This is a genomic window from Prevotella sp. khp7 (assembly GCF_900109055.1).
Taxonomy (GTDB): domain Bacteria; phylum Bacteroidota; class Bacteroidia; order Bacteroidales; family Bacteroidaceae; genus Prevotella.
In genome coordinates this window covers 133686-155762 of record NZ_FOIV01000001.1, presented here as the reverse complement: position 1 = coordinate 155762, position 22077 = coordinate 133686, and the positions used below count along the sequence as shown (strand labels likewise).

The 22077-nt window shown below is 47.7% G+C and carries 20 protein-coding genes; 5 read left to right on the top strand and 15 right to left on the bottom strand.

Annotation, left to right across the window (positions count from 1 at the left end; all coding sequences use genetic code 11):
* Positions 1 to 136: 136 nt before the first annotated feature.
* The 15 genes from BMX82_RS00635 to BMX82_RS00565 form a co-directional block, all read right to left on the bottom strand.
* Positions 137 to 1639 (bottom strand): HU family DNA-binding protein, encoded by a 1503-nt coding sequence (locus BMX82_RS00635; RefSeq protein WP_091765193.1) that lies wholly within the window; start codon positions 1637 to 1639, stop codon positions 137 to 139.
* Positions 1639 to 1926 (bottom strand): HU family DNA-binding protein, encoded by a 288-nt coding sequence (locus tag BMX82_RS00630; protein WP_036912110.1) that lies wholly within the window; start codon positions 1924 to 1926, stop codon positions 1639 to 1641. Before BMX82_RS00630 ends, BMX82_RS00635 begins: the two co-directional genes overlap by 1 nt.
* Positions 1923 to 3230: a 30S ribosomal protein S12 methylthiotransferase RimO gene (rimO, locus tag BMX82_RS00625; RefSeq protein ID WP_091765192.1), complete on the bottom strand. Its 1308-nt coding sequence runs from the start codon at positions 3228 to 3230 to the stop codon at positions 1923 to 1925. Before rimO ends, BMX82_RS00630 begins: the two co-directional genes overlap by 4 nt.
* A gap of 15 nt (positions 3231 to 3245) precedes the next feature.
* Positions 3246 to 4202 carry a signal recognition particle-docking protein FtsY gene (gene ftsY / locus BMX82_RS00620; protein WP_036912105.1) on the bottom strand — a complete coding sequence of 319 codons (957 nt, stop codon included), beginning with the start codon at positions 4200 to 4202 and terminating at the stop codon, positions 3246 to 3248.
* Positions 4203 to 4308: 106 nt separating this feature from the next.
* Positions 4309 to 4467: a DUF4295 domain-containing protein gene (locus BMX82_RS00615; protein ID WP_006950479.1), complete on the bottom strand. Its 159-nt coding sequence runs from the start codon at positions 4465 to 4467 to the stop codon at positions 4309 to 4311.
* Between the two features lie 12 nt (positions 4468 to 4479).
* Positions 4480 to 4671 carry a 50S ribosomal protein L33 gene (gene rpmG, locus BMX82_RS00610; RefSeq protein ID WP_028903476.1) on the bottom strand — a complete coding sequence of 64 codons (192 nt, stop codon included), beginning with the start codon at positions 4669 to 4671 and terminating at the stop codon, positions 4480 to 4482.
* A 3-nt stretch (positions 4672 to 4674) separates the two neighbouring features.
* Positions 4675 to 4938, bottom strand: a complete 264-nt coding sequence (rpmB, locus tag BMX82_RS00605) for a 50S ribosomal protein L28 (RefSeq protein WP_036912102.1) — start codon at positions 4936 to 4938, stop codon at positions 4675 to 4677.
* A 118-nt stretch (positions 4939 to 5056) separates the two neighbouring features.
* The gene (locus tag BMX82_RS00600) at positions 5057 to 5572 is read right to left on the bottom strand and encodes a CinA family protein (protein WP_036912099.1); all 516 of its coding nucleotides are present in this window, start codon (positions 5570 to 5572) and stop codon (positions 5057 to 5059) included.
* 6 nt (positions 5573 to 5578) lie between these two features.
* Positions 5579 to 6604, bottom strand: coding sequence for a tRNA (adenosine(37)-N6)-threonylcarbamoyltransferase complex transferase subunit TsaD (gene tsaD / locus BMX82_RS00595; protein WP_036912096.1), 1026 nt, complete (start codon positions 6602 to 6604; stop codon positions 5579 to 5581).
* 17 nt (positions 6605 to 6621) lie between these two features.
* Positions 6622 to 7488 carry a type I methionyl aminopeptidase gene (gene map, locus BMX82_RS00590; RefSeq protein WP_091765191.1) on the bottom strand — a complete coding sequence of 289 codons (867 nt, stop codon included), beginning with the start codon at positions 7486 to 7488 and terminating at the stop codon, positions 6622 to 6624.
* 84 nt (positions 7489 to 7572) lie between these two features.
* Entirely contained in the window at positions 7573 to 8172 is a 600-nt protein-coding gene (locus tag BMX82_RS00585; RefSeq protein WP_255396517.1) for a hypothetical protein, read from the bottom strand.
* A 306-nt stretch (positions 8173 to 8478) separates the two neighbouring features.
* Positions 8479 to 10200 (bottom strand): C69 family dipeptidase, encoded by a 1722-nt coding sequence (locus tag BMX82_RS00580; protein WP_091766180.1) that lies wholly within the window; start codon positions 10198 to 10200, stop codon positions 8479 to 8481.
* Positions 10201 to 10208: 8 nt separating this feature from the next.
* Complete coding sequence (gene nadC, locus BMX82_RS00575; protein ID WP_036912088.1) at positions 10209 to 11057, bottom strand: carboxylating nicotinate-nucleotide diphosphorylase; 849 nt, start codon at positions 11055 to 11057, stop codon at positions 10209 to 10211.
* 16 nt (positions 11058 to 11073) lie between these two features.
* Positions 11074 to 11571 (bottom strand): outer membrane beta-barrel protein, encoded by a 498-nt coding sequence (locus tag BMX82_RS00570; RefSeq protein ID WP_177171980.1) that lies wholly within the window; start codon positions 11569 to 11571, stop codon positions 11074 to 11076.
* Positions 11572 to 11587: 16 nt separating this feature from the next.
* A complete protein-coding gene (locus BMX82_RS00565; protein WP_091765187.1) occupies positions 11588 to 13054 on the bottom strand; it encodes a carbon starvation CstA family protein in 1467 nt (488 codons plus the stop codon).
* A gap of 107 nt (positions 13055 to 13161) precedes the next feature.
* Here BMX82_RS00565 and BMX82_RS00560 point away from each other — a divergent pair, with 107 nt between their 5' ends.
* From BMX82_RS00560 to uvrA, 5 genes are all read left to right on the top strand, one after another.
* Positions 13162 to 14613: a glycoside hydrolase family 10-like protein gene (locus BMX82_RS00560; protein WP_091765185.1), complete on the top strand. Its 1452-nt coding sequence runs from the start codon at positions 13162 to 13164 to the stop codon at positions 14611 to 14613.
* Between the two features lie 85 nt (positions 14614 to 14698).
* Entirely contained in the window at positions 14699 to 15952 is a 1254-nt protein-coding gene (gene uxuA / locus BMX82_RS00555; protein WP_091765182.1) for a mannonate dehydratase, read from the top strand.
* Between the two features lie 116 nt (positions 15953 to 16068).
* Positions 16069 to 17655 (top strand): mannitol dehydrogenase family protein, encoded by a 1587-nt coding sequence (locus BMX82_RS00550; RefSeq protein WP_091765180.1) that lies wholly within the window; start codon positions 16069 to 16071, stop codon positions 17653 to 17655.
* A gap of 183 nt (positions 17656 to 17838) precedes the next feature.
* Positions 17839 to 19278, top strand: coding sequence for a tagaturonate reductase (locus BMX82_RS00545; protein ID WP_091766177.1), 1440 nt, complete (start codon positions 17839 to 17841; stop codon positions 19276 to 19278).
* Complete coding sequence (gene uvrA, locus BMX82_RS00540) at positions 19278 to 22073, top strand: excinuclease ABC subunit UvrA (RefSeq protein ID WP_091765177.1); 2796 nt, start codon at positions 19278 to 19280, stop codon at positions 22071 to 22073. The genes BMX82_RS00545 and uvrA overlap by 1 nt, the downstream gene beginning before the upstream one ends.
* Positions 22074 to 22077 lie beyond the last annotated feature (4 nt).

Genomic DNA, 22077 nt, shown 5'->3' with positions numbered 1-22077 from the left:
CTCTTTTTATTGTTTTCTAAATCTGAGCGCAAAAGTAGTGAAATAATAGGATTTTCTCACTATTTGCCTGTCTAAATAATATTAAAAAAGTTTCCCAAAACCTAAGTTTTAAGAAACTTTTTCATTATTCAGCCTTTTAATTGCTCGTTTGAGCTGATTTTTTCTTCTTATGCTCCAGTTTGGGAATTTTGATTTCCTGTCCGACCTTCAATGGAGAAGATGCAGTAAGATCATTATAAACCTCAACATAGCAATCCATATCCGGTCCCAGATAGCGGCGAGAAATCTGGGCAAGCGTCTCACCCTCTTTCACCTTCACAACCTGAGCAGTACCAGCAATGCGCCATGCGCCCGTACGAACTCTGACGTCTTTTTGCTGATATTTGTCCAAAGCAGGTTTTGCTGCAGTTTCTGCAGGTTTGACTGCGGGTTCTACAGGCTTTACAACAGGAGCAGGCTGAGACTTTTCTTCTTCTGCAGGCTGAGTTGGAGCAACTTCTGCAACAACAGGCTCAGCTACTACTGAGTCGATCTCTACCGAATCAACAGTTTCTATCGCAAGAGCGACCTCGGCCTCTTCTGGTTTTATAACTTCCTGTTTATCAATAATCTTCTTAAGTTCTGCAAATGGGAAGTAATTGCCAATCACATAACCTCCAACAAGTCCAAGCAATAATGCCAATATTCCTATCAGCCATTTCTTTCCATTTGAAGACTTCTCTTCTTCATATTCAAATTCCTCTTCTTCCTCCTCTGTAGGAAGCTCTTCCTCTGTAGGAAGTTCTTCCTCTGCAGGAACCTCTTCCTCAATAGAATTTTCAGTTTCAAGAGGAACATCTGCCTCCGACTCTGATTTTACAACTTGCTCTGGTTCAACAACTTGTTCAGGTTCAACGACAGATTCAGGTTCTGGCTCAATAATAGGCTCAGCAATAACTTCCTGTTCAGGCTCAACTTCAGGCTCAGGTTCAGGAACGACTTCAACCTCAGGCTCTGGTTCGGGCTCTGGTTCAGGCTCTGGTTCGGGCTCAACTTCAACCTCAGGCTCGGGTTCTGGCTCGGGCTCTGGTTGAGGCTCTGGTTGAGGCTCTGAAACTACAACAGGTTCAATCACCCATTCAGGAATATCCTCCTCTTCCTCGTCCACAAAATCAACCAATGGCATCGCAGTAGATTCTTCTGCTACGTGGGCAACCTCAGGTTCTAGCTTAACCTCCGGCTCAGATTCTATTTCTGGTTCAGATTGAGGCTCTGCCACCTTCCCAATCTCAGGATCAGGTTCTACGGTCTCATTTTCTGGGACATCTTCAAAATCGACACCTTCGTTCAATACGACCGTTTCAAACTGAGAGAATGGTTTATTTACCAACTCTTTCATCAATGCATCAGGCGTGAAGGTTATCTTATTATGACCTTCTATCAACACACGCTCGCCAGTATTGACATTGACACTCTCACGCGCATCCACATCAATAATCTTAAACGTACCCAAGCCTTTTATCTTAACGATTTTATCTTGCTCCAGAGAACGTTGAATCACGTCAAACATCTTTGAAACAAAAGATGTCGCATCATTTTTATTCAAGCCATATCGCTTTGACAAAACTGCTGCCAGTTCCAGTATAGAAATCTTTCCCATCACTCGCCTCCTCCATTCTTTACACGTTCTTTCCAACTAACATTAGGCTTAAAGTTCAACACCAGTTTTGGTGGAACAAGCATGCGTTGACCTGTTGAGGGGTTCACCATAACACGCTCCAGCTTCTTCTTCACCTCAAAAGTCCCGAAAGAGGGAATGACCACAGTATCATCTTCCTGGAAATGATCCCCCATTGCCTCGACAATACTGTTAACAAACCGCTGGGTATCCTCTGTTGAGTAACCCGTCTGTTGCGCCAGTTCTGCGATAAAGTCCTTATTATTCATATATTAATGTTGATGGTTGTTCCGTATAAATCAAATTCCTCTGAGTCTGTGATGCGTACATCATAAAACTCACCTATCTTCAACTGCTGATCTAATACAGGTATCAGCACTTCAGGATCAACTTCAGGCGAACAGAACTCTGTACGCCCTACATAATAGTCTCCCTCTTTGCGATCAATTATGACTTTCATCACTTTGCCCACTTTCTCTGCTTCTAAATCAGCACTGATATTTTGCTGTATCCGCATAATCTTGTCGAGACGAGCCTGCTTGATATCCTCTGGCACATCATCTTCGAAATGCTTTTCTGAATAGGTACCCTCTTCTTCGGAATAAGCAAAGGCGCCCATACGCTCAAAGCGAGCCCACTTCACAAACTCCTTCAGTTCTTCAAAGTCTTCATCGGTCTCACCAGGGAAACCAACCATCAGTGTAGTTCTGATATGGATACCAGGCACTTCCCTACGCATACGTTCTATCAGTTCATAAGTCTCTGCCTTCGTCACATGGCGCTGCATACGGGAGAGCATATGGTCAGAGACATGCTGGAGGGCAATATCGAGATACTTACATACATTCTTCTTCTCACGCATCACCCTAAGCAAATCCCAAGGGAAGTGAGCCGGATAAGCATAATGCAGACGAATCCACTCTACGCCAGGGATCTCGGCTATCTTCTCGATAAGTTCCGCAATGCGCTGTTTTCCATCTATGTCTACACCATAGTAGGTCAGTTCCTGTGCTATCACCTGAAATTCCTTGGTACCCTCAGCAACCAACTGACGTACTTCCTCAAGTATTTCCTCCATAGGACGGCTTTGATGACGGCCTGTTATCAGTGGAATGGCACAATAAGCACAATGGCGATCACAACCCTCGCTGATTTTCAGATAAGCATAATGTCGAGGGGTCGTCACATGACGCCGTCCCTCACATACGGGCATAGTCTCTGACTGAAGATCAGCAACCAGTTGGCGATAGTTGAACTTTCCATAGTATTTATCTACCTCAGGCAGTTCCTTCTCCAGTTCTGCCAGATAACGTTCCGACAGACATCCCATTACAAAGAGTTTCTTGATGCGTCCTTCTTTCTTAGCCTCTGCCAATTCTAATATCGTATTGATACTCTCTTCCTTTGCATCATTGATAAAGCCACAAGTGTTCACCACAACGATTTCACCTTGTGGGTCTTCACTATCGTGCGTACAATGATAGCCGTTGGCCTCAAAGAGTCCCATCAGCGTTTCCGAATCAACCAGATTCTTCGAACACCCCATCGTAATGATATCAACCGTTTTCTTCATTCCGGTAACTTCTCACTATTCACTTTGAAAAAGCGAATCTACGAACTGTCGTTTGTTAAACAATTGCAGATCTTCCATTCCCTCGCCAAGGCCAATGTACTTTACAGGCACCTTCAACTGGTCGGAGATACCAATCACCACACCACCTTTTGCCGTTCCATCAAGCTTGGTAATAGCCAGACTCGTAATCTGAGTGACAGCAGCAAACTGCTTGGCCTGTTCAAAGGCATTCTGACCAGTAGAACCGTCGAGTACGAGCATCACTTCATCAGGAGCTTCAGGCAGAACCTTCTTCATCACCTCTTTGATTTTCTTCAACTCGTTCATCAGGCCCACCTTATTATGTAATCTGCCTGCCGTATCTATCAAAACCACATCAGCACCATTAGCCTTCGCACTTGAAAGTGTGTCAAACGCCACACTGGCAGGATCACTACCCATCTGCTGCTTTATCACAGGTACACCAACCCTCTCGCCCCATATACAGAGTTGTTCAACAGCGGCAGCACGGAAGGTGTCAGCGGCACCAAGGTAAACTTTCTTACCTGCCTGTTTAAACTGCCAGGCCAACTTGCCTATGGTTGTAGTCTTGCCTACGCCATTCACACCAACAACGAGGATTACGTATGGCTTATGATCGCTGGGCAAGTCCCAATTATCATTGTCCTCAGTATTGTTTTCAGCTAACAGCTCTGCTATTTCGTCTCGAAGGATTGCGTTCAATTCCGACGTACTGACATACTTATCTCTTGCCACGCGTTCCTCAATACGTTCAATAATCTTCAGCGTTGTGTCAACACCCACATCACTTGTAATCAGGACCTCTTCCAAATTGTCAAGCACGTCATCGTCTACCTTCGACTTTCCTGCCACCGCACGCGTCAGTTTATCAAACACACTTGTCTTTGTCTTCTCCAGCCCTTTGTCAAGTGTTTCTTTCTTATTCTTATTAAAAAGACCAAAAATTCCCATATTGCAATATATTACGAGTGCAAAGATACAAAAAAAACGATGAAATCGCAAAAAAAGAGGCCGCAAATTAACTTGCGACCTCTTATTTTTATCTAAATAATAGGAATTAGTTCTTAAAAAAGTCCTTAACGGCCTCGTTGGGAACCATCTGCTCATCAAAGATGTAAGCACCAGTCTTAGGGCTCTTAACCATCTTGATTACCTTTGTGTAAGCGCGACCATCCTTTGAGCCTTCATGGAGGGTTGCGACGGTTTTCTTTGCCATACTTCAGTCGTATTATTTAATTTCCTTGTGAAGAGTCATCTTCTTCAGGATGGGGTTATACTTCATCAGTTCCATACGCTCAGGCGTATTCTTGCGGTTCTTTGTAGTCACGTAACGGCTTGTGCCAGGCATGCCACTGTTCTTGTGCTCAGTGCACTCCAGGATCACCTGAACGCGATTACCTTTTGCTTTCTTGCTTGCCATCTCTTAATCTCCTATCACTTTAATATCCTTCCAGTCCACATAACCCTTGGCAACAGCCTGCTTCAGGGCAGCGTCCAGACCTACCTTGTTAATCATGCGAAGACCAGCAGCGCTAATCTTCAACTGAATCCAGCAACCTTCCTCTACATAGTAGAACTTCTTGCTGAAGAGGTTTACGTCAAAGCTTCTCTTTGTATGGTGCTTTGAGTGAGACACATTGCAACCTATCTGTGCCTTCTTTCCTGTAATTTGACAAATCTTAGACATTTCTATCTACTTTTTACTTGTGATTTACACTTACTTATTCCAAACAGGGTGCAAAGGTACGCATTTTAATTGAAATTCAATGATTTGCGTAAAACTAAAGACTAAGAATTAGCATTTTTTAACCTTCACGTACGGGACGGGGCTCATTTTCTTCCTTCAAGAAGTTCAAAAACAAGTCCATAACCGTATTGGTTGCAATGGCCAGATTGATGTCGCGACCATGATCTTCTTCCACCTTCAGAGTCACCACTCTATCCAGACTACCGCATGCCAGCCATATAGTACCAACAGGGATATCTTTCGTACCACCGGTAGGACCTGCAAAGCCCGTTGCAGCAATGGCGTAATTTGTATTCAGAGCCTTGCATGCCCCTTTCACCATAGCTACCGCAACTTCCTCACACACAGCGGTTTTCTCTTCCAACAGCAGATGATCAACACCCAACAAACTCTCCTTGATTTCGTCTACATACGAGACGATACCACCCTTGAAATACTTCGAGGCACCAGGCACGGAGATAATTGCCTCGGCAATACGGCCGCCAGTACAACTTTCTGCAGTACCGACTGTCTTTTCAGTATCCCAAAGAATCTCACTGATTTCCCTACTCGTTATCTTACTTTCAAAATCCATATCTAGTTATTTAAATGTTACCTTTGAAAAAGCCGGAGCGTCAATAGCACAGAACTCCCCGTCCAAATACTTATAATGCCCCACAATGCCAATCATAGCTGCATTATCAGTGGTATAGCTGAACTTCGGAATATAAATGGTCCATCCATAGCGCTTTTCTGCGTCATAGAAAGCATTACGAAGTCCGTTGTTAGCACTCACACCTCCAGCAACAGCCACATGCTTGATACCCGTCTGCTTGACGGCTTTCTTCAGTTTCTTCATCAGAATGTCCACTATCGTCCACTCCAACGAGGCAGCAATATCCTCCTTGTGATGTTCGATAAAGTCTGGATCATCTTTCACCCATTTCTGCATAGAATAGAGAAATGACGTCTTCAATCCGGAAAAGCTATAGTCGAGATTGGGAATATTAGGCTCAGCAAACTGATAAGCTTTCGGATTACCCTGACGCGCCAGACGGTCGATAATCGGGCCTCCAGGATATCCCAGCCCCATCACTTTCGAGCATTTATCGATAGCCTCGCCAGCTGCGTCATCAATCGTCTGTCCCAAAACCTCCATATCATTATAGGCATTCACTTTCACTATCTGTGAATTACCTCCGCTTACCAACAGACACAGGAACGGTAACGGCGGTTGATGCATGTCGTCTTCCGATTCCTTGATAAAGTGCGCCATCACGTGCCCCTGCAGATGATTTACGTCAATCAGAGGAATTCCCAGCGATCTGGCAAAGCCCTTTGCGAAACTAACACCCACCAACAGTGAGCCCATTAGTCCAGGACCACGTGTGAAAGCAACAGCCGTCAGTTGTTCTTTCGTAATGCCAGCCTTCTTGATGGCCTGGTCCACCACAGGCACCACATTCTGCTGGTGCGCCCGCGATGCCAGTTCGGGTACAACGCCGCCATAGGCCTCATGCACAGCCTGAGAAGCCGTGACGTTCGACAGCAGCACACCATTCTTCAGAACAGCAGCCGACGTATCGTCGCAACTCGACTCTATACCTAATATATATATATCAGACATTTTACCTCTTCACCTTTTTAATACGTCAATATCTCTACGCCATGTTCTGTCATCACCAGCGTGTGCTCCCATTGAGCGCTCGGTTTCTCGTCTTCAGTGATAACCTCCCATCCATACGGATCGTCAGCGTCGATAAACACTCTCCAAGTACCCATATTGATCATCGGCTCAATGGTAAACACCATACCAGGCACAAGCAGCATACCCGTACCACGATGACCATAATGGTTCACATCGGGCTCCTCATGGAATTTCAGTCCGACCCCATGACCAGCCAGATCTCTCACAATACCATAACCGTATTTCTTACAGTGTTTCTCTATCGCATGACCAATATCGCCTACAAACCCATACGGCTTAGCGGCCTCCATACCTATCTCCAGGCACTCTTTTGCCACACGAACCAGCTGTTCCTTCTCTGGTGTCGTCTTGCCGATAATAAACATACGGCTGGCATCAGCATAATAGCCGTCGAGAATCGTCGTAAAGTCAACATTGATGATATCACCCTCTTCAAGCACATCTTCTTCCTTAGGGATACCATGACACACCACCTCGTTGATCGAAGTGCATACCGACATCGGGAATCCTTCATAGTTCAGACAGGCGGGAACTGCTCCGTGTTCTTCGCAGTATGTTCTGCATATCTGGTCAATCTCCAGTGTCGACATGCCAGCATGAATCTGCTTGGCCACTTCATCGAGCACCCCTGTATTAATGACACCCGCCTTACGGATGCCCTCTATCTGTTCAGGAGTCTTTATCAGGTCGCGAGTCGGCACCAACTTACCTTTATTCTCCCAATACATAATGGTCTTGTCCATCTCCGTGGGTTCCTGTCCCGACAGACAATGCCATCTTCTTTTCTTACTAAACGCGTTCATTTACTTTAAAATATATATACCAAAGCAGCGGACTCCTTTCGAAATCCGCTGCAAAGTTACGATTAATCAAGCTAAAAACCAAATTTATTTTGCATTTCTTATAATTCTCTTGGGCTTCTCAACCGTCGTTGTGCTGTCAACTCCTACTCCGCGAGTGCGGCTCCAGTAGTAATCATAATCCCAACTGTCGTAACCCCAGCGATAGTTGTCATAGTACGGACGACTTACGTTGTAGAGCTCAAAGTCTACGTTCGTGCCGTTATCGTAGATATAACCACTGAAGCGGTCTGCGTTCAGACGGTAGTCACGTATTTCCATTGAGGTTCCCTCTTCTACGAAGTAAATATAGATGGTCCCGAAGTCAACGCGCCAGTCGATATGATTAGCCACATAGTCCCAAGGGGCTTTGCTATAGTAGTCAACCCAATAGCCAGAACCGCTAGAATAAGTACGTGGATCCTTCAGAAATGTAATCTCTGAATAGGTAGCGTCGTAATATCTGCCATCCCACTCTGAAGAGATATACATATTTCCCTTCCAAGTACCCTCAAGGGTGTAAGCGATAGCCTCGTCCTCTTCGCAAGAGGTCAGCGACATTGTCATAAGTCCCATCATCGCCATCATCAGCATTGTGTACATCTTCTTCATAACTTTACCCTTTCCTATCTTTAAGTTAAACTTCATGTTGTTTTTTATTTATTATTTCTGCTGCAAAGGTAAGGCTATCCCGAATATTCTGCAAGTGAAAAATCCTAAACAATGATGGGGATTTCCCTAAACGTGTTGGAGAAATCCCCATCCATTGTTCGTCAATCGTAAGGAAACTATGGGTTTCATTACGACAAACCTAGAGTTTCATTACGACAAACTTAGGGTTTCATTACGACAAACTTAAGGTTTCATTACGACAAACTCAGGGTCTTTTCAGGTTCAAGAAAAGCCGCCCTGCAACAACAGAGCGGCTTAACTTTTGCTGACATATAGTCTCTTTTATTTCTTTTCCTCTACAGGTACTTTGTATTTGTCGCCTGTCAGCTTGAGAAGTTCCTTGGCATAGGACTCTGGGTAGCCAGGACGCTTCACACGGGCACCGTTGCCATAGGGCGAACGCTCGAAGGTGCCGTTCTTATCGGTGGGTTTCACGGCCATGTCGTTGTACTTCACAATCAGGAAGAAAGCCAACTGGCGCCAACGACTGATCATCTCGTCACCTTTCTGACAGCTATAGTCTGTGAGCAGTTTGATACGCTCGTCGGCAGTAGCGAGAGCCTTTGCCTTAGCTTCAATCTCGGGCTGAAGACGGTCGTATGAGGCATCGAGCGAGTCGCGAACCTCTTTCAGCGACGGGAACATCATGGAGTAACGAGGATAGACCATGTTACTAACCCAGTTGCACACCCAGAAAGCATTATCGATAGAGAACGTCACATCGTCGGCTCCTTCACCAGAGAAACATTTAGGCACTGTGGTGATACATGAATACATTGGCGTATAGGCTACCATGTTACCATCGTCGTTGCCAAACCAGAAGCAGCCACCGATCTCACGGGGCAACCATGAACGCATCTGAGAGATGAACGACCAGGCGGTCTGCTGGGTAGAGATGGGGCGTTCGTTGAAAACCTCAACGCCATCTACCTTATAAGAAAGAGGTGACGGACGGTAAGGCATCTCATAGATACCACCACCGATGTTGGTGTCGAGTGCAAACGGAGTGCCCTCATAGTGGTCGCGCATAGCATCGCGCAGATCCTGCATACCAACTTTCTTGTTAGGGATGATCCAGAGGGGCATCTCTTTTGCACCCTTCTCAATACCGGCGGCATAAGGCACGTAGGCAGAGAAATCGTCGCTGAAACGATTGAAGAAACTCCATACGCGAGCCTCGCAGTAACGACGGCCAGAGAAATCGGGTTCGGCATAGGCTGCGTTATAGCTGAAGTCGGCATCCTTGCCATCGAACCAGCCCATGGTACGGGCGTAACTTACCACATTATCAGAGCATACCATCAGGTTGGGCACAGCCTTCTTACCATTCACAGGATATTTTTTCTGAAGATCCTTGATCTTGACCTGTACGTAACGGCCATCGAGAAATCTCGTGATACGGCTCTGGTTGGCATGAGCTGCGATAGCATCGTCTGGAATACGGACAGCTACCCACACGGTACGTTCCTTTGACTTCTCACGGTCAGGACCGCAGCCCATCATCTCGAGCATCCACGCCTCGTCCTTATCGGCTACAGAGAAGGTCTCACCCTCCGAGTAATATCCGTACTGCTCTACCAGCGACGTCATGATCTGAAGAGCCTCACGAGCTGTCTTAGCACGCTGCAGGGTAATATAGATGAGTGATCCATAGTCGACGATACCTGTTGAGTCGGCCATCTCATGACGACCGCCAAAAGTGGTCTCGCCAATCGTTACCTGCCACTCGTTGGAGTTGCCTATCACATTCCATGTCTCAGGCGCTTCTGCTATCTCGCCCAAATATTTATTGGTGTCCCACTCATACACCTTACGCATGTCACCTGCCTGATGCTTGGCGGCAGTATAGTGATAAAGTGGCATAAAAGCGCCATAGGAGTCGGCATTATAGGTTACAAACACTGAACCATCAACACTGGCTTTCTTACCTACGATAAAATTAGTACAAGCAGCTGCACCGGCGCTCACCAGCACCAGGCCTGCCATCAGTAAAATCTTCTTCATATTTATGTTCAACAAGCTTTAAATGACATATCAAGACCCTTCACAGAGTGTGTCAGGGCTCCAACAGAGATAAAGTCGACACCCTGCTCAGCATAATCGCGGATGGTGTCGAAGGTAATACCACCACTCGACTCGGTCTCATAACGACCATTGATGATATCGACGGCTTTCTTCGTATCAGGTACACTGAAGTTGTCGAGCATGATACGGTCGACGCCACCATGATCGAGCACCTGCTGCAGCTCGTCGAACGAACGCACCTCAATCTCAATCTTCAGATCGAGCCCTTTTTCCTTAAGATACTGATGACAGCGGTCAATAGCATTGACGATTCCCCCAGCGAAGTCGACATGGTTATCTTTGAGCAGAATCATATCGAAGAGTCCGATACGGTGATTACAACCACCACCGATCTTCACAGCCTGCTTCTCAAGCATACGCATGCCTGGCGTTGTCTTACGGGTGTCGAGCACACGGGTCTTAGTGCCCTTCAGATGCTGCACATATTTATCAGTCATCGTGGCGATGCCACTCATGCGCTGCATGATGTTGAGCATGAGTCGCTCTGTCTGGAGCAATGAGCGGACCTTACCTGTCACGATCATTGCGATGTCGCCTTTCTTCACACGTGTGCCATCTTGCATCAATACCTCAACTTTCATCTCGGGGTCAAAGCGACGGAACACTTCCTTAGCAATTTCTACGCCCGCCAGAATACCATCCTCCTTGATGAGCAGGTGACTCTTGCCCATCGCGTCTTCCGGAATACAGCAGAGCGTGGTATGGTCGCCATCACCGATATCTTCAGCAAATGACAGATCAATCAGTCTGTCTACCAATTCTTCTACACTTAACATATATCTTATTTATATTTTAAAAATACAATCCAAATCCGAGGCGGATACCGAAACCTGAATTATCGCTATTATCTGTACTGTACTCATAATACACTTCAGGTTCTAGCGTCAGTTTGCCTGTAAGGAAATAAGCATAACCCACATTCAGTTCAGGACGGAAGTCGTTCCAGTCGTCCCAGTGAAGATAGTTACCTGAAACACCAGCATAAATGCCACAACTCTCAAAATAATAACGAAGGCCTGCTCCTATCTTGAAGAAACTGGGCACATCGGTCTGAGCCTGCCAACCCAGCTGACCTGTTACCATCCAGTCGTCAATGAACAGATAACCGGCCTTTGCCTGCAAGTCGAACGTCCAGTCTGTATACTTGTGCCAGCTGAGATCGAAGCCTGATACAGAAGCACCAACATACCACTTGTCCTGAGAGAACACATTCTTATTATCGTTCAGATACTGTGCATTAGCACTTATTGCCATCATGAGGCCGACGGCCGCCATCATTAGTTTTCTCATATACATTTAATATTACTTAGTTAATATTATTAGTTGTTTCCTTTCTATACCACAGACAAAACCACACGAGTGCAATCACCAGACAAGCGGCACCTATCGTATAAGCCACATTGGCTGGCAAGCCAAACGCCTGCTTCGAAATGAAAAGATAGGTTGAGCACACGGTGGTCATGAAGAGTGCGGGAATCAGTGTAATCCAGTAGGGTTTCTTGTGGCGCACCAGATAGACGGTAATGGTCCAAAGCGTGAATACGCTGAGCGTCTGGTTGCTCCATCCGAAGTATTGCCAGATGGTATTGAAACCGTCAGGATTCTCAATCTGCCATATTAGCATGGCGATAGAGGCAGCGAACATGGGCACACAGATATACAGACGCTTCGGGATGGGACGCTGATCGAGTTTCAACCACTCAGCCACGATGAGTCGACCAGAACGGAAAGCCGTATCACCCGACGTGATGGGCGCTGCTACAACACCAAGCATGGCCAGCACAGCACCTGCCACGCCCAGCCAGTCGTTGCAAACCAGATTCACCACAGCAGGAGCAGATGTATGGAAACCTGCCGTAGCGCTTTCTATCAGCTGGTAGCCGGGAGCAGGCTCTCCATAGAAGAACCAGGCAGCTACCGTAGCCCAGATAAGGGCTACCACGCCCTCAGTAATCATCGCACCATAGAAAATAGGCCGACCCATTTTCTCACTTTTCACGCAACGAGCCATCAGCGGACTCTGCGTGCCATGGAAACCGGATATGGCACCACAGGCAATGGTGATGAAGAGAGCTGGGAATATGTTATCTTTCCATGTCTCGGGCTCTGTAACCGCTCCCATATTATAGAAGTTATTCCAGAGCTCAGGCAATGTGGGCCAATGCAAGAACAGCCATACCATCAGCGCACCAGCCATAAACAGCAGGGAGAAGGCGAAAAGCGGATAGACCTTGCCAATAATTTTATCGATGGGCAACATCGTTGCAATGATGTAATAACCGAATATAATGATAATCCACATCATCGTATCGCCACCGATACTATGCAGGATTTCTGCCGGTGAATAGACAAACACGGTGCCAACCATCACAAGCAGCAGTACGGTGAACACCAGCATCAGGTTCTTCGTGGTCTTACCCAGATACTGGCCAATCATCTCGGGCAGGCCTGCGCCACCATGACGCATCGACAACATACCTGAGAAATAGTCGTGCATAGCACCTGCGAAGATGCAGCCAAAGACGATCCACAGATAGGCCACAGGACCGAACTTGGCACCCATGATAGCACCGAAGATCGGGCCAGTACCCGCGATATTCAGGAATTGAATCATGAAGATCTTCCAATTAGGCAGCACAATAAAGTCTACACCGTCGGCCTTTGTCAAGGCAGGTGTAGCACGATTGTCAGGACCAAACACATGCTCAACAAAGCGCCCATACAGCAGATAACCCAATACAAGAGCCAAAAGACTCAGCAAAAAAGAAATCATCTTTATCTAAGTTTTTTAATTATTTTGTTGCAAAAGTAGTGTTTTTATTTGAGATAATGAAAAAAATAAGCTAACTTTGCAGCAAATTTTAATAAAATAGCATCATTTTGAAAACAATTATACGAATTTTACTCTTATTAGCATTGACGCTGAACGTTTCAGCACAGATTCCAAAACACGAAGTCAGAGCTGTATGGCTTACTACTATCGGGGGAATAGACTGGCCCCGCTCTCACTCCGCATATCAACAGAAACAGGAGTTAACCGCCATTCTCGATCAGTTACAGCAAGCCAATATCAACACCGTATTCTTCCAGACCCGCGTCAGGGCCTCTACGGTGTTTCCCTGCGCTGAAGAACCTTGGGACGTCTGTCTCACAGGTATACCAGGTCAGTCACCGGGCTACGACCCGTTGCAGTTCTGTATCGACGAGTGCCACAAGCGTGGCATGCAGCTTCATGCATGGATTGTAACGATACCAGTAGGGAAATGGAACACTAACGGATGTAAACTGATACGTCAGAAATACCCCAGTCTGATTCGCAAAATCGGTGACGAGGGATATATGGACCCAGAGAAACCGCAAACGGGTGATTATCTGGCACGGTTCTGCGCTGAAGTGACACGCCGCTACGACATCGACGGCATCCACCTCGATTATATCCGCTATCCTGAAACCTGGAAATTAAAAGTAAGTCGTCAGCAAGGCAGACAGAACATCACGGATATTGTCCGCAAAATTAATCATTCGGTAAAGGCTCTCAAACCTTGGGTGATGCTGTCGTGTTCACCAATCGGCAAGTATGACGACCTGGCCCGTTATAAGAGTTCCGGATGGAATGCCAATACCACGGTTTGTCAGGATGCTCAAGGATGGTTGCGTAGTGGACTGATGGACGCCCTTTTCCCCATGATGTATTTTCAAGGCAACAACTTCTACCCCTTTGCCGTCGATTGGAAGCAGCATAGCTACGGCCGCATCGTTGCTCCAGGATTGGCGGTTTACATGCTCCATCCACGTGAGAAGAACTGGGTGCTCGACGTCATTACCCGTGAAATGAATGTACTTCGTGAGTTGGGAATGGGCTATACTTTCTTCCGCTCTAAGTTCTTCACTGACAATACAAAAGGTATATACACCTTCACGAAAGACTTTAATCTCTATCCTGCACTTTTGCCACCCATGAAATGGTTCAACAAGACAGCTCCTTCATCTGCTCGCGCGCTAACAGTAAAGCGCGGCATGAGTAGCGACTTCCTATCGTGGAGCGGCGCACGCGACAATTCTGGCGCCAACTATCTAATATATAATGTGTATGCTTCTGAGCGTTTCCCCGTCGACATCAGCGACGCGCGCAACCTCATTGCCACACGTTATATGAACCAGTCAATCAGCATCCCCCATAAGGGACGCCTGTTGCATTATGCCATCACAGCAACAGACCGCTATGGCAACGAGAGTGCTCCCACTTTCAGTTCTCATCATGCAGGTAAGCCCTCTAGGCCTCTTGATTTCCGCGAGCTCATTATGGGGCATTCGCTAAAAAAGTACAAATAGACAAACTTTTGAGTAGAAAAGACAAACTGGTATGAGTTAAAATTGCTACCTTTGCAGCAGAAATCTACAAAATAAAACAAAATATATGGAAAGAACATGGAGATGGTTCGGTAAGAAAGATAAGATCACCCTTGCCCAACTGAAACAAATTGGTGTCGAAGGCATTGTTACAGCCCTTCACGACGTACCCCTTGGCGAAGTGTGGACCCGCGAGAAGATTCGCGACCTGCGTGAGTACATTGAGAGTTATGGCATGCGCTGGAGCGTTGTTGAATCGCTCCCCGTTGTAGAAACAATTAAGTATGGAGGCCCTGACCGCGATCACCAGATTGAGGTTTATAAAGAGTCACTGCGCAACCTCTCGGCAGAGGGCATTCACTGCATCTGCTACAATTTCATGCCTGTGCTCGACTGGGCCCGTACCGATTTGGAGCACGACAATCCAAACGGTGCCACCAACCTATACTTCAACTATGCCGAGTTCGCTTATTTCGACATTTATATTTTGAAGCGCGAAGGAGCCCGCGAGGAGTGGGCAAAGTTCAAGTTCCCTGAGGGTGTAGGTGAAGGCCGTAACGTACTTGCCGAATGCGACGAGCTCGCCAAGACCATGACTCCAGAAAAGGATCACAAACTGGTTGAAACCATCATCATCAAGACACAGGGCTTTGTGTCGGGTAATTTCAGTGAAAACGACGAAGCTCCTATCCAGAAATTCCGCGACTTCCTCAACCTCTATAAGGGTATCGACAAAGCACAGTTACGTGCCAACATGAAATACTTCCTCGAGGCTATCATGCCTACCTGCGAGGAATATGGCATGAACATGTGCGTTCACCCCGACGATCCCCCTATCGAAGTGCTCGGCTTGCCACGCATAGTTCGCACCGAGGAGGATATCCAGTGGTTCCTCGACGCCGTGCCCAACAAGCACAATGGTCTGACCTTCTGTGCTGGTTCGCTTTCAGCAGGTGCATATAACAATGTGGTAGATTTGGCCAAGAAGTTTGCATCGCGTACACACTTCGTACACCTGCGCTCTTGCCACATTTTCCCAAACGGCGATTTCACCGAGGCCAGCCACCTAGGCGGTCGTGCCGACCTCATCGAACTCTGCCGTATCTTCGAGAAGGAAAACCCCGAACTGCCGATGCGCGTTGACCATGGAATGACATTCACCGACGAGCCTGGTGGTATCTTCGACGAGAGCAGTCATGGCCATAATGCAGGTTATACGCTTCTGGGCCGTATGTTTGCCCTCGGACAGGTACAGGGTATCCTCGCCACCGTCGACCGTGAACTCGGTATCGAGTATAAACAACCTGGTTTTTTTGATTAAATTATATTAGGCACGGATTAACACAGCTTTTATAAAAAACACGGCTAGTTGCGCAACAAAGCAGTGTATCTCTTAAAGAGAACCGTGTTAATCCGTGCCAAATAAAACACAACGTTATGAAGTTAAATGATATTTTTAGCGGTAACTATGATGCCGCAGAGTGGGAAGCAAAAGGCTATGAACTCCCAAAGTTTGATATCAAAGCTATACGTGAGAAAACTGCCAAGGAACCTACATGGGTTCACTTCGGAGGCGGTAATATCTTCCGCGCCTTCCCCGCAGCCATTCTCAACGATGCGCTGAACACAGGTAAGTACGATCGCGGTGTGATTGTAGCTGAGACCTTCGACTTCGAGGTCATTGATAAGGCTTATGCCCCCTATAACAACCTTTCGCTCTGCGTGAACCTCTGCTCAGATGGTTCTATCGAAAAGAAGGTGATCGCATCAGTGACTGAGGCCCTAAAGGCAGATCCTCAGTTTGAGGACTGGAACCGACTCGTGGAGATATTTAAGAACCCGAGTCTGCAGATGATTTCGTTCACCATCACCGAGAAAGGCTACAGCTATAACGATGCCGACCTGGCCCGCGGCCTGAAGCCTGTCTTTGCCATGGGTAAGGTCTGCGCCCTGCTGCTTGAGCGTTTCAATGCCGGACAGCTGCCTCTCACCGTTCAGAGCATGGACAACTGCTCGCACAACGGCGATAAGGTAAAGGCTGGCGTATTTGCTTATGCAGAGCGTTGGGTTGCCGATGGACTTGTTCCCACAGCCTTCCTCGATTACCTGAAGGATGAGAAGAAGATTACCTTCCCCTGGTCTATGATCGACAAAATCACACCGCGCCCACACGAGAAGGTAAAGGAAATGCTGGCTGCTGATAGTTTCGAGGACAACAACTACATTGAGACAGAGAAGCACACCTTCACCGCTCCGTTCGTGAACGCTGAAGAGGTGCAGTATCTTGTCATCGAGGACAACTACACCAACGGTCGTCCACCACTCGATCTGGGCGGTGCTCTCTATACCACCCGTGAAACCGTAGACAAGGTTGAGACCATGAAGGTGACTACCTGTCTGAACCCGCTCCACACAGCTATGTCTATCTATGGCTGCATGCTGGACTATACGCTGATCTCTGCTGAGATGGCCGACGAAGATCTGCGTCCGTTCATCCAGAAGATCGGTTACATAGAGGCGATGCCCGTTGTCACAGACCCTGGCGTGCTGAATCCATACGAGTTCATCGGCGCCGTCATCAACCGCCGTCTGCCCAACCCGTTCATGCCCGACGCACCCCAGCGCATCGCTTGTGACACATCACAGAAACTCCCTATCCGCTTCGGTGAGACCATCAAGAAATACATTGCCCGCAACCTCGACATGGAGAACCTCGTTTTGATTCCCCTCACCCTTGCTGGCTATGCCCGCTACTTGAAGGGACTCAAGGACGATCTCACGCCGTTCGAGCCGTCGCCCGACCCAATGCTGGCAGAATTGCAGGCCATCGTCGCCCCGCTTGAGATAGGTAAGCCCGACCAAGACTGGAGTCCGCTGCGTCAGCTTTACAGCCGCAAGGACGTGTTTGGTCTTGACCTTTACGAAGCAGGCCTCGGCGAACAGATCGAAGGCTACGTCCGTGAGCTCTATGCCGGCCCTGGTGCCGTGCGACAGACGCTCCACAAATATGTCAGCGCAAGATAACCTGATAAACATACGAAATCCCTGCCCTAACCGGCAGGGATTTATATTTCAAAAGTTGCCGCTTTCCGAACGCAAAGGTTTTCGTAGATTTTTAACGTTATATGACACGAAAGATTTGGTGGTATCACTGAAAAACACTAACTTTGCAGTCGTAAACAAAGAACAACAAAACAACTTTTGAAAATGAAACCACTAAACAAACAATTTGCTCCTAAGAGCGTGATGCCTGAAAAGGTGATTCAGTTCGGTGAAGGAAACTTCCTCCGTGCATTCGTTGATTGGATTATCTGGAACATGGACCAGAAGACCGATTTCAATGGCTCCGTTGTCGTTGTACAACCTATCGAGAAAGGTATGGTCGACTGGCTCAACGCTCAGGACTGTCTGTATCATGTAAACCTGCAGGGCCGCGAGAACGGCAAACCTGTCAACACACTCGAGCGTATCGACGTCATCAGCCGCGCGCTGAACCCCTATACACAGAACGCCGCCTTCATGGCACTGGCTGACCAGCCAGAGATTCGTTTCGTTATCTCAAACACCACTGAAGCGGGTATCGCATTCGATCCCACATGTAAGCTCGAGGATGCACCCGCCAGCTCATATCCCGGTAAGCTGGTTCAGTTGCTGTATCGTCGCTATCAGACATTTGGCGGCGACATGACAAAGGGACTCATTATCTTCCCCTGTGAACTCATCTTCCTGAACGGTCACGTGCTGAAAGAGTGCATCTATAAATATATCGACCTGTGGAATCTCGGCAATGACTTTAAAAAGTGGTTCGAGGAGGCTTGTGGCGTATATGCTACACTTGTAGACCGTATCGTTCCAGGTTTCCCCCGCAAAGAGATTGCAGAGATTCAGGAGAAGATCAGCTACCGTGACAACATGGTGGTACAGGCAGAAAACTTCCATCTCTGGGTAATCGAAGCCCCAAGAGAAGTAGCCAAGGAGTTCCCCGCCGACAAGGCAGGTCTGCACGTGCTGTTCGTTCCTTCTGAAGAGCCTTACCACAAGCGTAAGGTAACGCTCCTGAACGGTCCCCACACCGTATTGAGCCCAGTAGCATTCCTGAGCGGTGTGAACATTGTGCGCGACGCCTGCAATCATGAAGTAATAGGAAAGTATATCCATAAGGTACAGTTTGAAGAGCTGATGCAGACACTCGATCTGCCAATGGACGAACTCGAGAAGTTTGCCGGCGACGTATTAGAGCGTTTCGACAACCCATACGTAGACCATCAGGTGACAAGTATCATGCTGAACTCATTCCCGAAGTTCCAGGCCCGCGACCTTCCCGGCGTAAAAACATTCCTGGAGCGCAAAGGCGAACTGCCTAAGGGTTTGGTGTTCGGTCTGGCAGCTATCATCACCTACTATAAGGGTGGTAAGCGTGAGGACGGCACAGAAATCATTCCAAACGACGACCAGCGAATCATGGATCTGCTGAAAGAACTATGGGCTACCGACGACACACAGAAGGTAACCGATGGCGTGCTCGGTGCAGAGTTCATCTGGCAGGAGGATCTGAACAAGATTCCTGGTCTGAACACGATGGTGAAGCAGGATCTCGACCTCATCCAGAGTGTCGGCATGCTCGAAGCCGTCAAGAGTATTCTTTAATGAGCGATTGCATAGAAATAAAAGGGGCGAGAGTTAATAACCTAAAGAGTATTGACGTCAAGATACCCCGAAACCAATTCGTAGTGATTGCCGGAGTCAGCGGCTCCGGCAAATCATCATTGGCCTTCGACACTTTGTATGCCGAAGGCCAACGGCGTTATGTGGAGAGTTTGTCGAGCTATGCCCGTCAGTTCCTTGGCAGGATGAACAAGCCCGAGTGTGATTTCATACGCGGTATACCGCCAGCCATAGCCATTGAGCAAAAGGTCATATCGAGGAACCCTCGCAGTACGATGGGCACTTCGACGGAGATTTATGAATATCTCCGTTTGCTTTACGCGCGCATAGGCCGCACGTATTCACCCGTGAGTGGCGAAGAAGTGAAGAAACACTCTACAGAAGACATCGTGAAGAAGATGCTGGAGTATTCAAAGGGTACACGCTTCGTTGTAATGGCACCAATCCATCTGCACGAAGGACGCACCATGGAACAGCAGCTGAAGACTTATCAGTTAGAGGGCTACGCCAGAATCTACGTAAAGAACGATTTCCAGCGCATAGATGACTACTTGGCTAGCGGCGACTGTAATGACGAAGAGATCTTCCTTGTCATCGACCGCATGAGCGTTGACGACACGAAGGATGTGATAGCACGTCTAGTCGATTCTGCCGAGACAGCTTTCTTTGAGGGACATGGTGAGATGAGACTGCTCTTCCCGCCAACCATCTTCTACGATTTCTCAATGAAGTTCGAGGCCGATGGCATGACTTTCGAGGAACCAACCGATCAGATGTTCTCGTTCAACTCACCCGCAGGAGCATGTCCTGAGTGCCAAGGTTTTGGCAAGATTATGGGTATCGACGAGAAACTGGTCATCCCCAACACAACACTGAGCGTATATGACGGTTGTGTGGTATGCTGGCATGGCGAGAAGATGAAAGAGTGGAAAGACTGGTTCTGCCGCCATGCGGCTAACGACGACTTCCCCATCTTTGAGCCATACATGAATCTGACACAGAAGCAGAAAGACTGGCTGTGGCATGGGTTACCCTCGGACAAGGGCGCTAAAGAAAAGCCTTGTATTGACAGTTTCTTCGATATGGTAAAGGAGAACCAGTATAAGATACAATATCGCGTTATGCTGGCCCGCTACAGAGGCAAGACTACGTGCCCTGTATGTCACGGAACACGCCTGAAACCTGAAGCAGAATATGTGAAGATAGGCGGACGAAGCATTACTGATCTGGTACAAATGCCTGTCATCAGACTAAAAGAGTGGTTCGACCGCTTAGAACTTGAGCCGCAGGAAGCTGAGATTGGCAAACGCCTGTTAACTGAGATTACAAGCCGACTTCAGTTCCTGCTCGACGTGGGACTGGGATATCTTACACTGAACCGTCTTTCAAACACATTGTCAGGCGGTGAGAGTCAGCGAATCAACCTCTGTACAAGTCTTGGCAGTTCGCTAGTAGGTTCACTCTATATTCTCGACGAGCCCAGCATAGGTCTGCACTCACGAGATACGGACAGATTGATTCATGTTTTGAAAGAACTGCAGTCACTGGGTAACACGGTGGTTGTGGTAGAGCACGACGAAGAGATTATGCGTGCCGCCGACCACCTGATAGACATAGGGCCAGACGCAGGACGTCTGGGCGGCGAAGTGGTATTCGACGGTGACGCAAAAGATATCGTAAAAGATTCGCTCAAGAAGTATCCGAAGAGCTACACAGTGAAATACTTGTTGCACGAAGAAGATATTCCCGTACCTAAGAGCCGTCGCCCTTGGAATCGCCATATCGACATCAAGGGAGCACGCATGAACAACCTCAGAGGAATTGACGTACAGATACCACTCAACGTGATGACGGTAGTTACTGGTGTTTCCGGCTCAGGAAAGTCTAGCCTGATAAAGGGTATCCTCTACCCGGCACTGAAACGCCGCCTGGGCGATGTATGTGATGCTCCTGGCGAGTTCCTGGCACTTGAAGGTGATATCGATGCCATCAAACATGTGGAGTTTGTCGATCAGAATCCCATAGGTAAGAGCACACGTTCCAACCCTGCCACCTACGTGAAGGCTTATGACGCTATCCGCGACTTGTTTGCAGAACAGCCGCTGGCACAGCAGATGGGCTTCACCTCACAGTATTTCTCATTCAATACTGACGGCGGCCGTTGCGAAGAGTGTAAAGGTGCAGGCGTGATAACAGTAGAGATGCAGTTTATGGCCGACATCGTACTGGAGTGCGAAGCCTGTCACGGACACCGCTTCAAACATGACATTCTCGACGTGAGATTTGAGGGTAAGAATATCGACGATGTGCTTAACATGACCATCAATGAGGCGGTAGAGTTCTTCTCGAAATACAAACAAGACACGATTGTAAAACGATTGAAGACACTGCAGGATGTTGGGCTTGGATACATCAAACTGGGGCAGAACTCATCGACCCTCTCTGGCGGTGAGAACCAACGTGTAAAACTGGCCTACTTCATCGGACAGGAGAAGCAAGAGCCCACGCTCTTCATCTTCGACGAACCAACGACAGGACTCCATTTCCACGACATACATAAACTGCTGGAGTCGTTTAACGCACTCATTGAGCGAGGACACACGATTCTGATCATTGAGCATAACATGGAGATTGTGAAAACGGCCGACCACGTGATAGATTTAGGTCCTGATGGCGGCGACAAGGGCGGTGCGCTCGTCGTGGCTGGAACACCAGAAACGGTAGCGAAATGTAAAGAGAGTCTGACAGGTCAGTACCTGAAAGAGAAATTAGAATAAGACA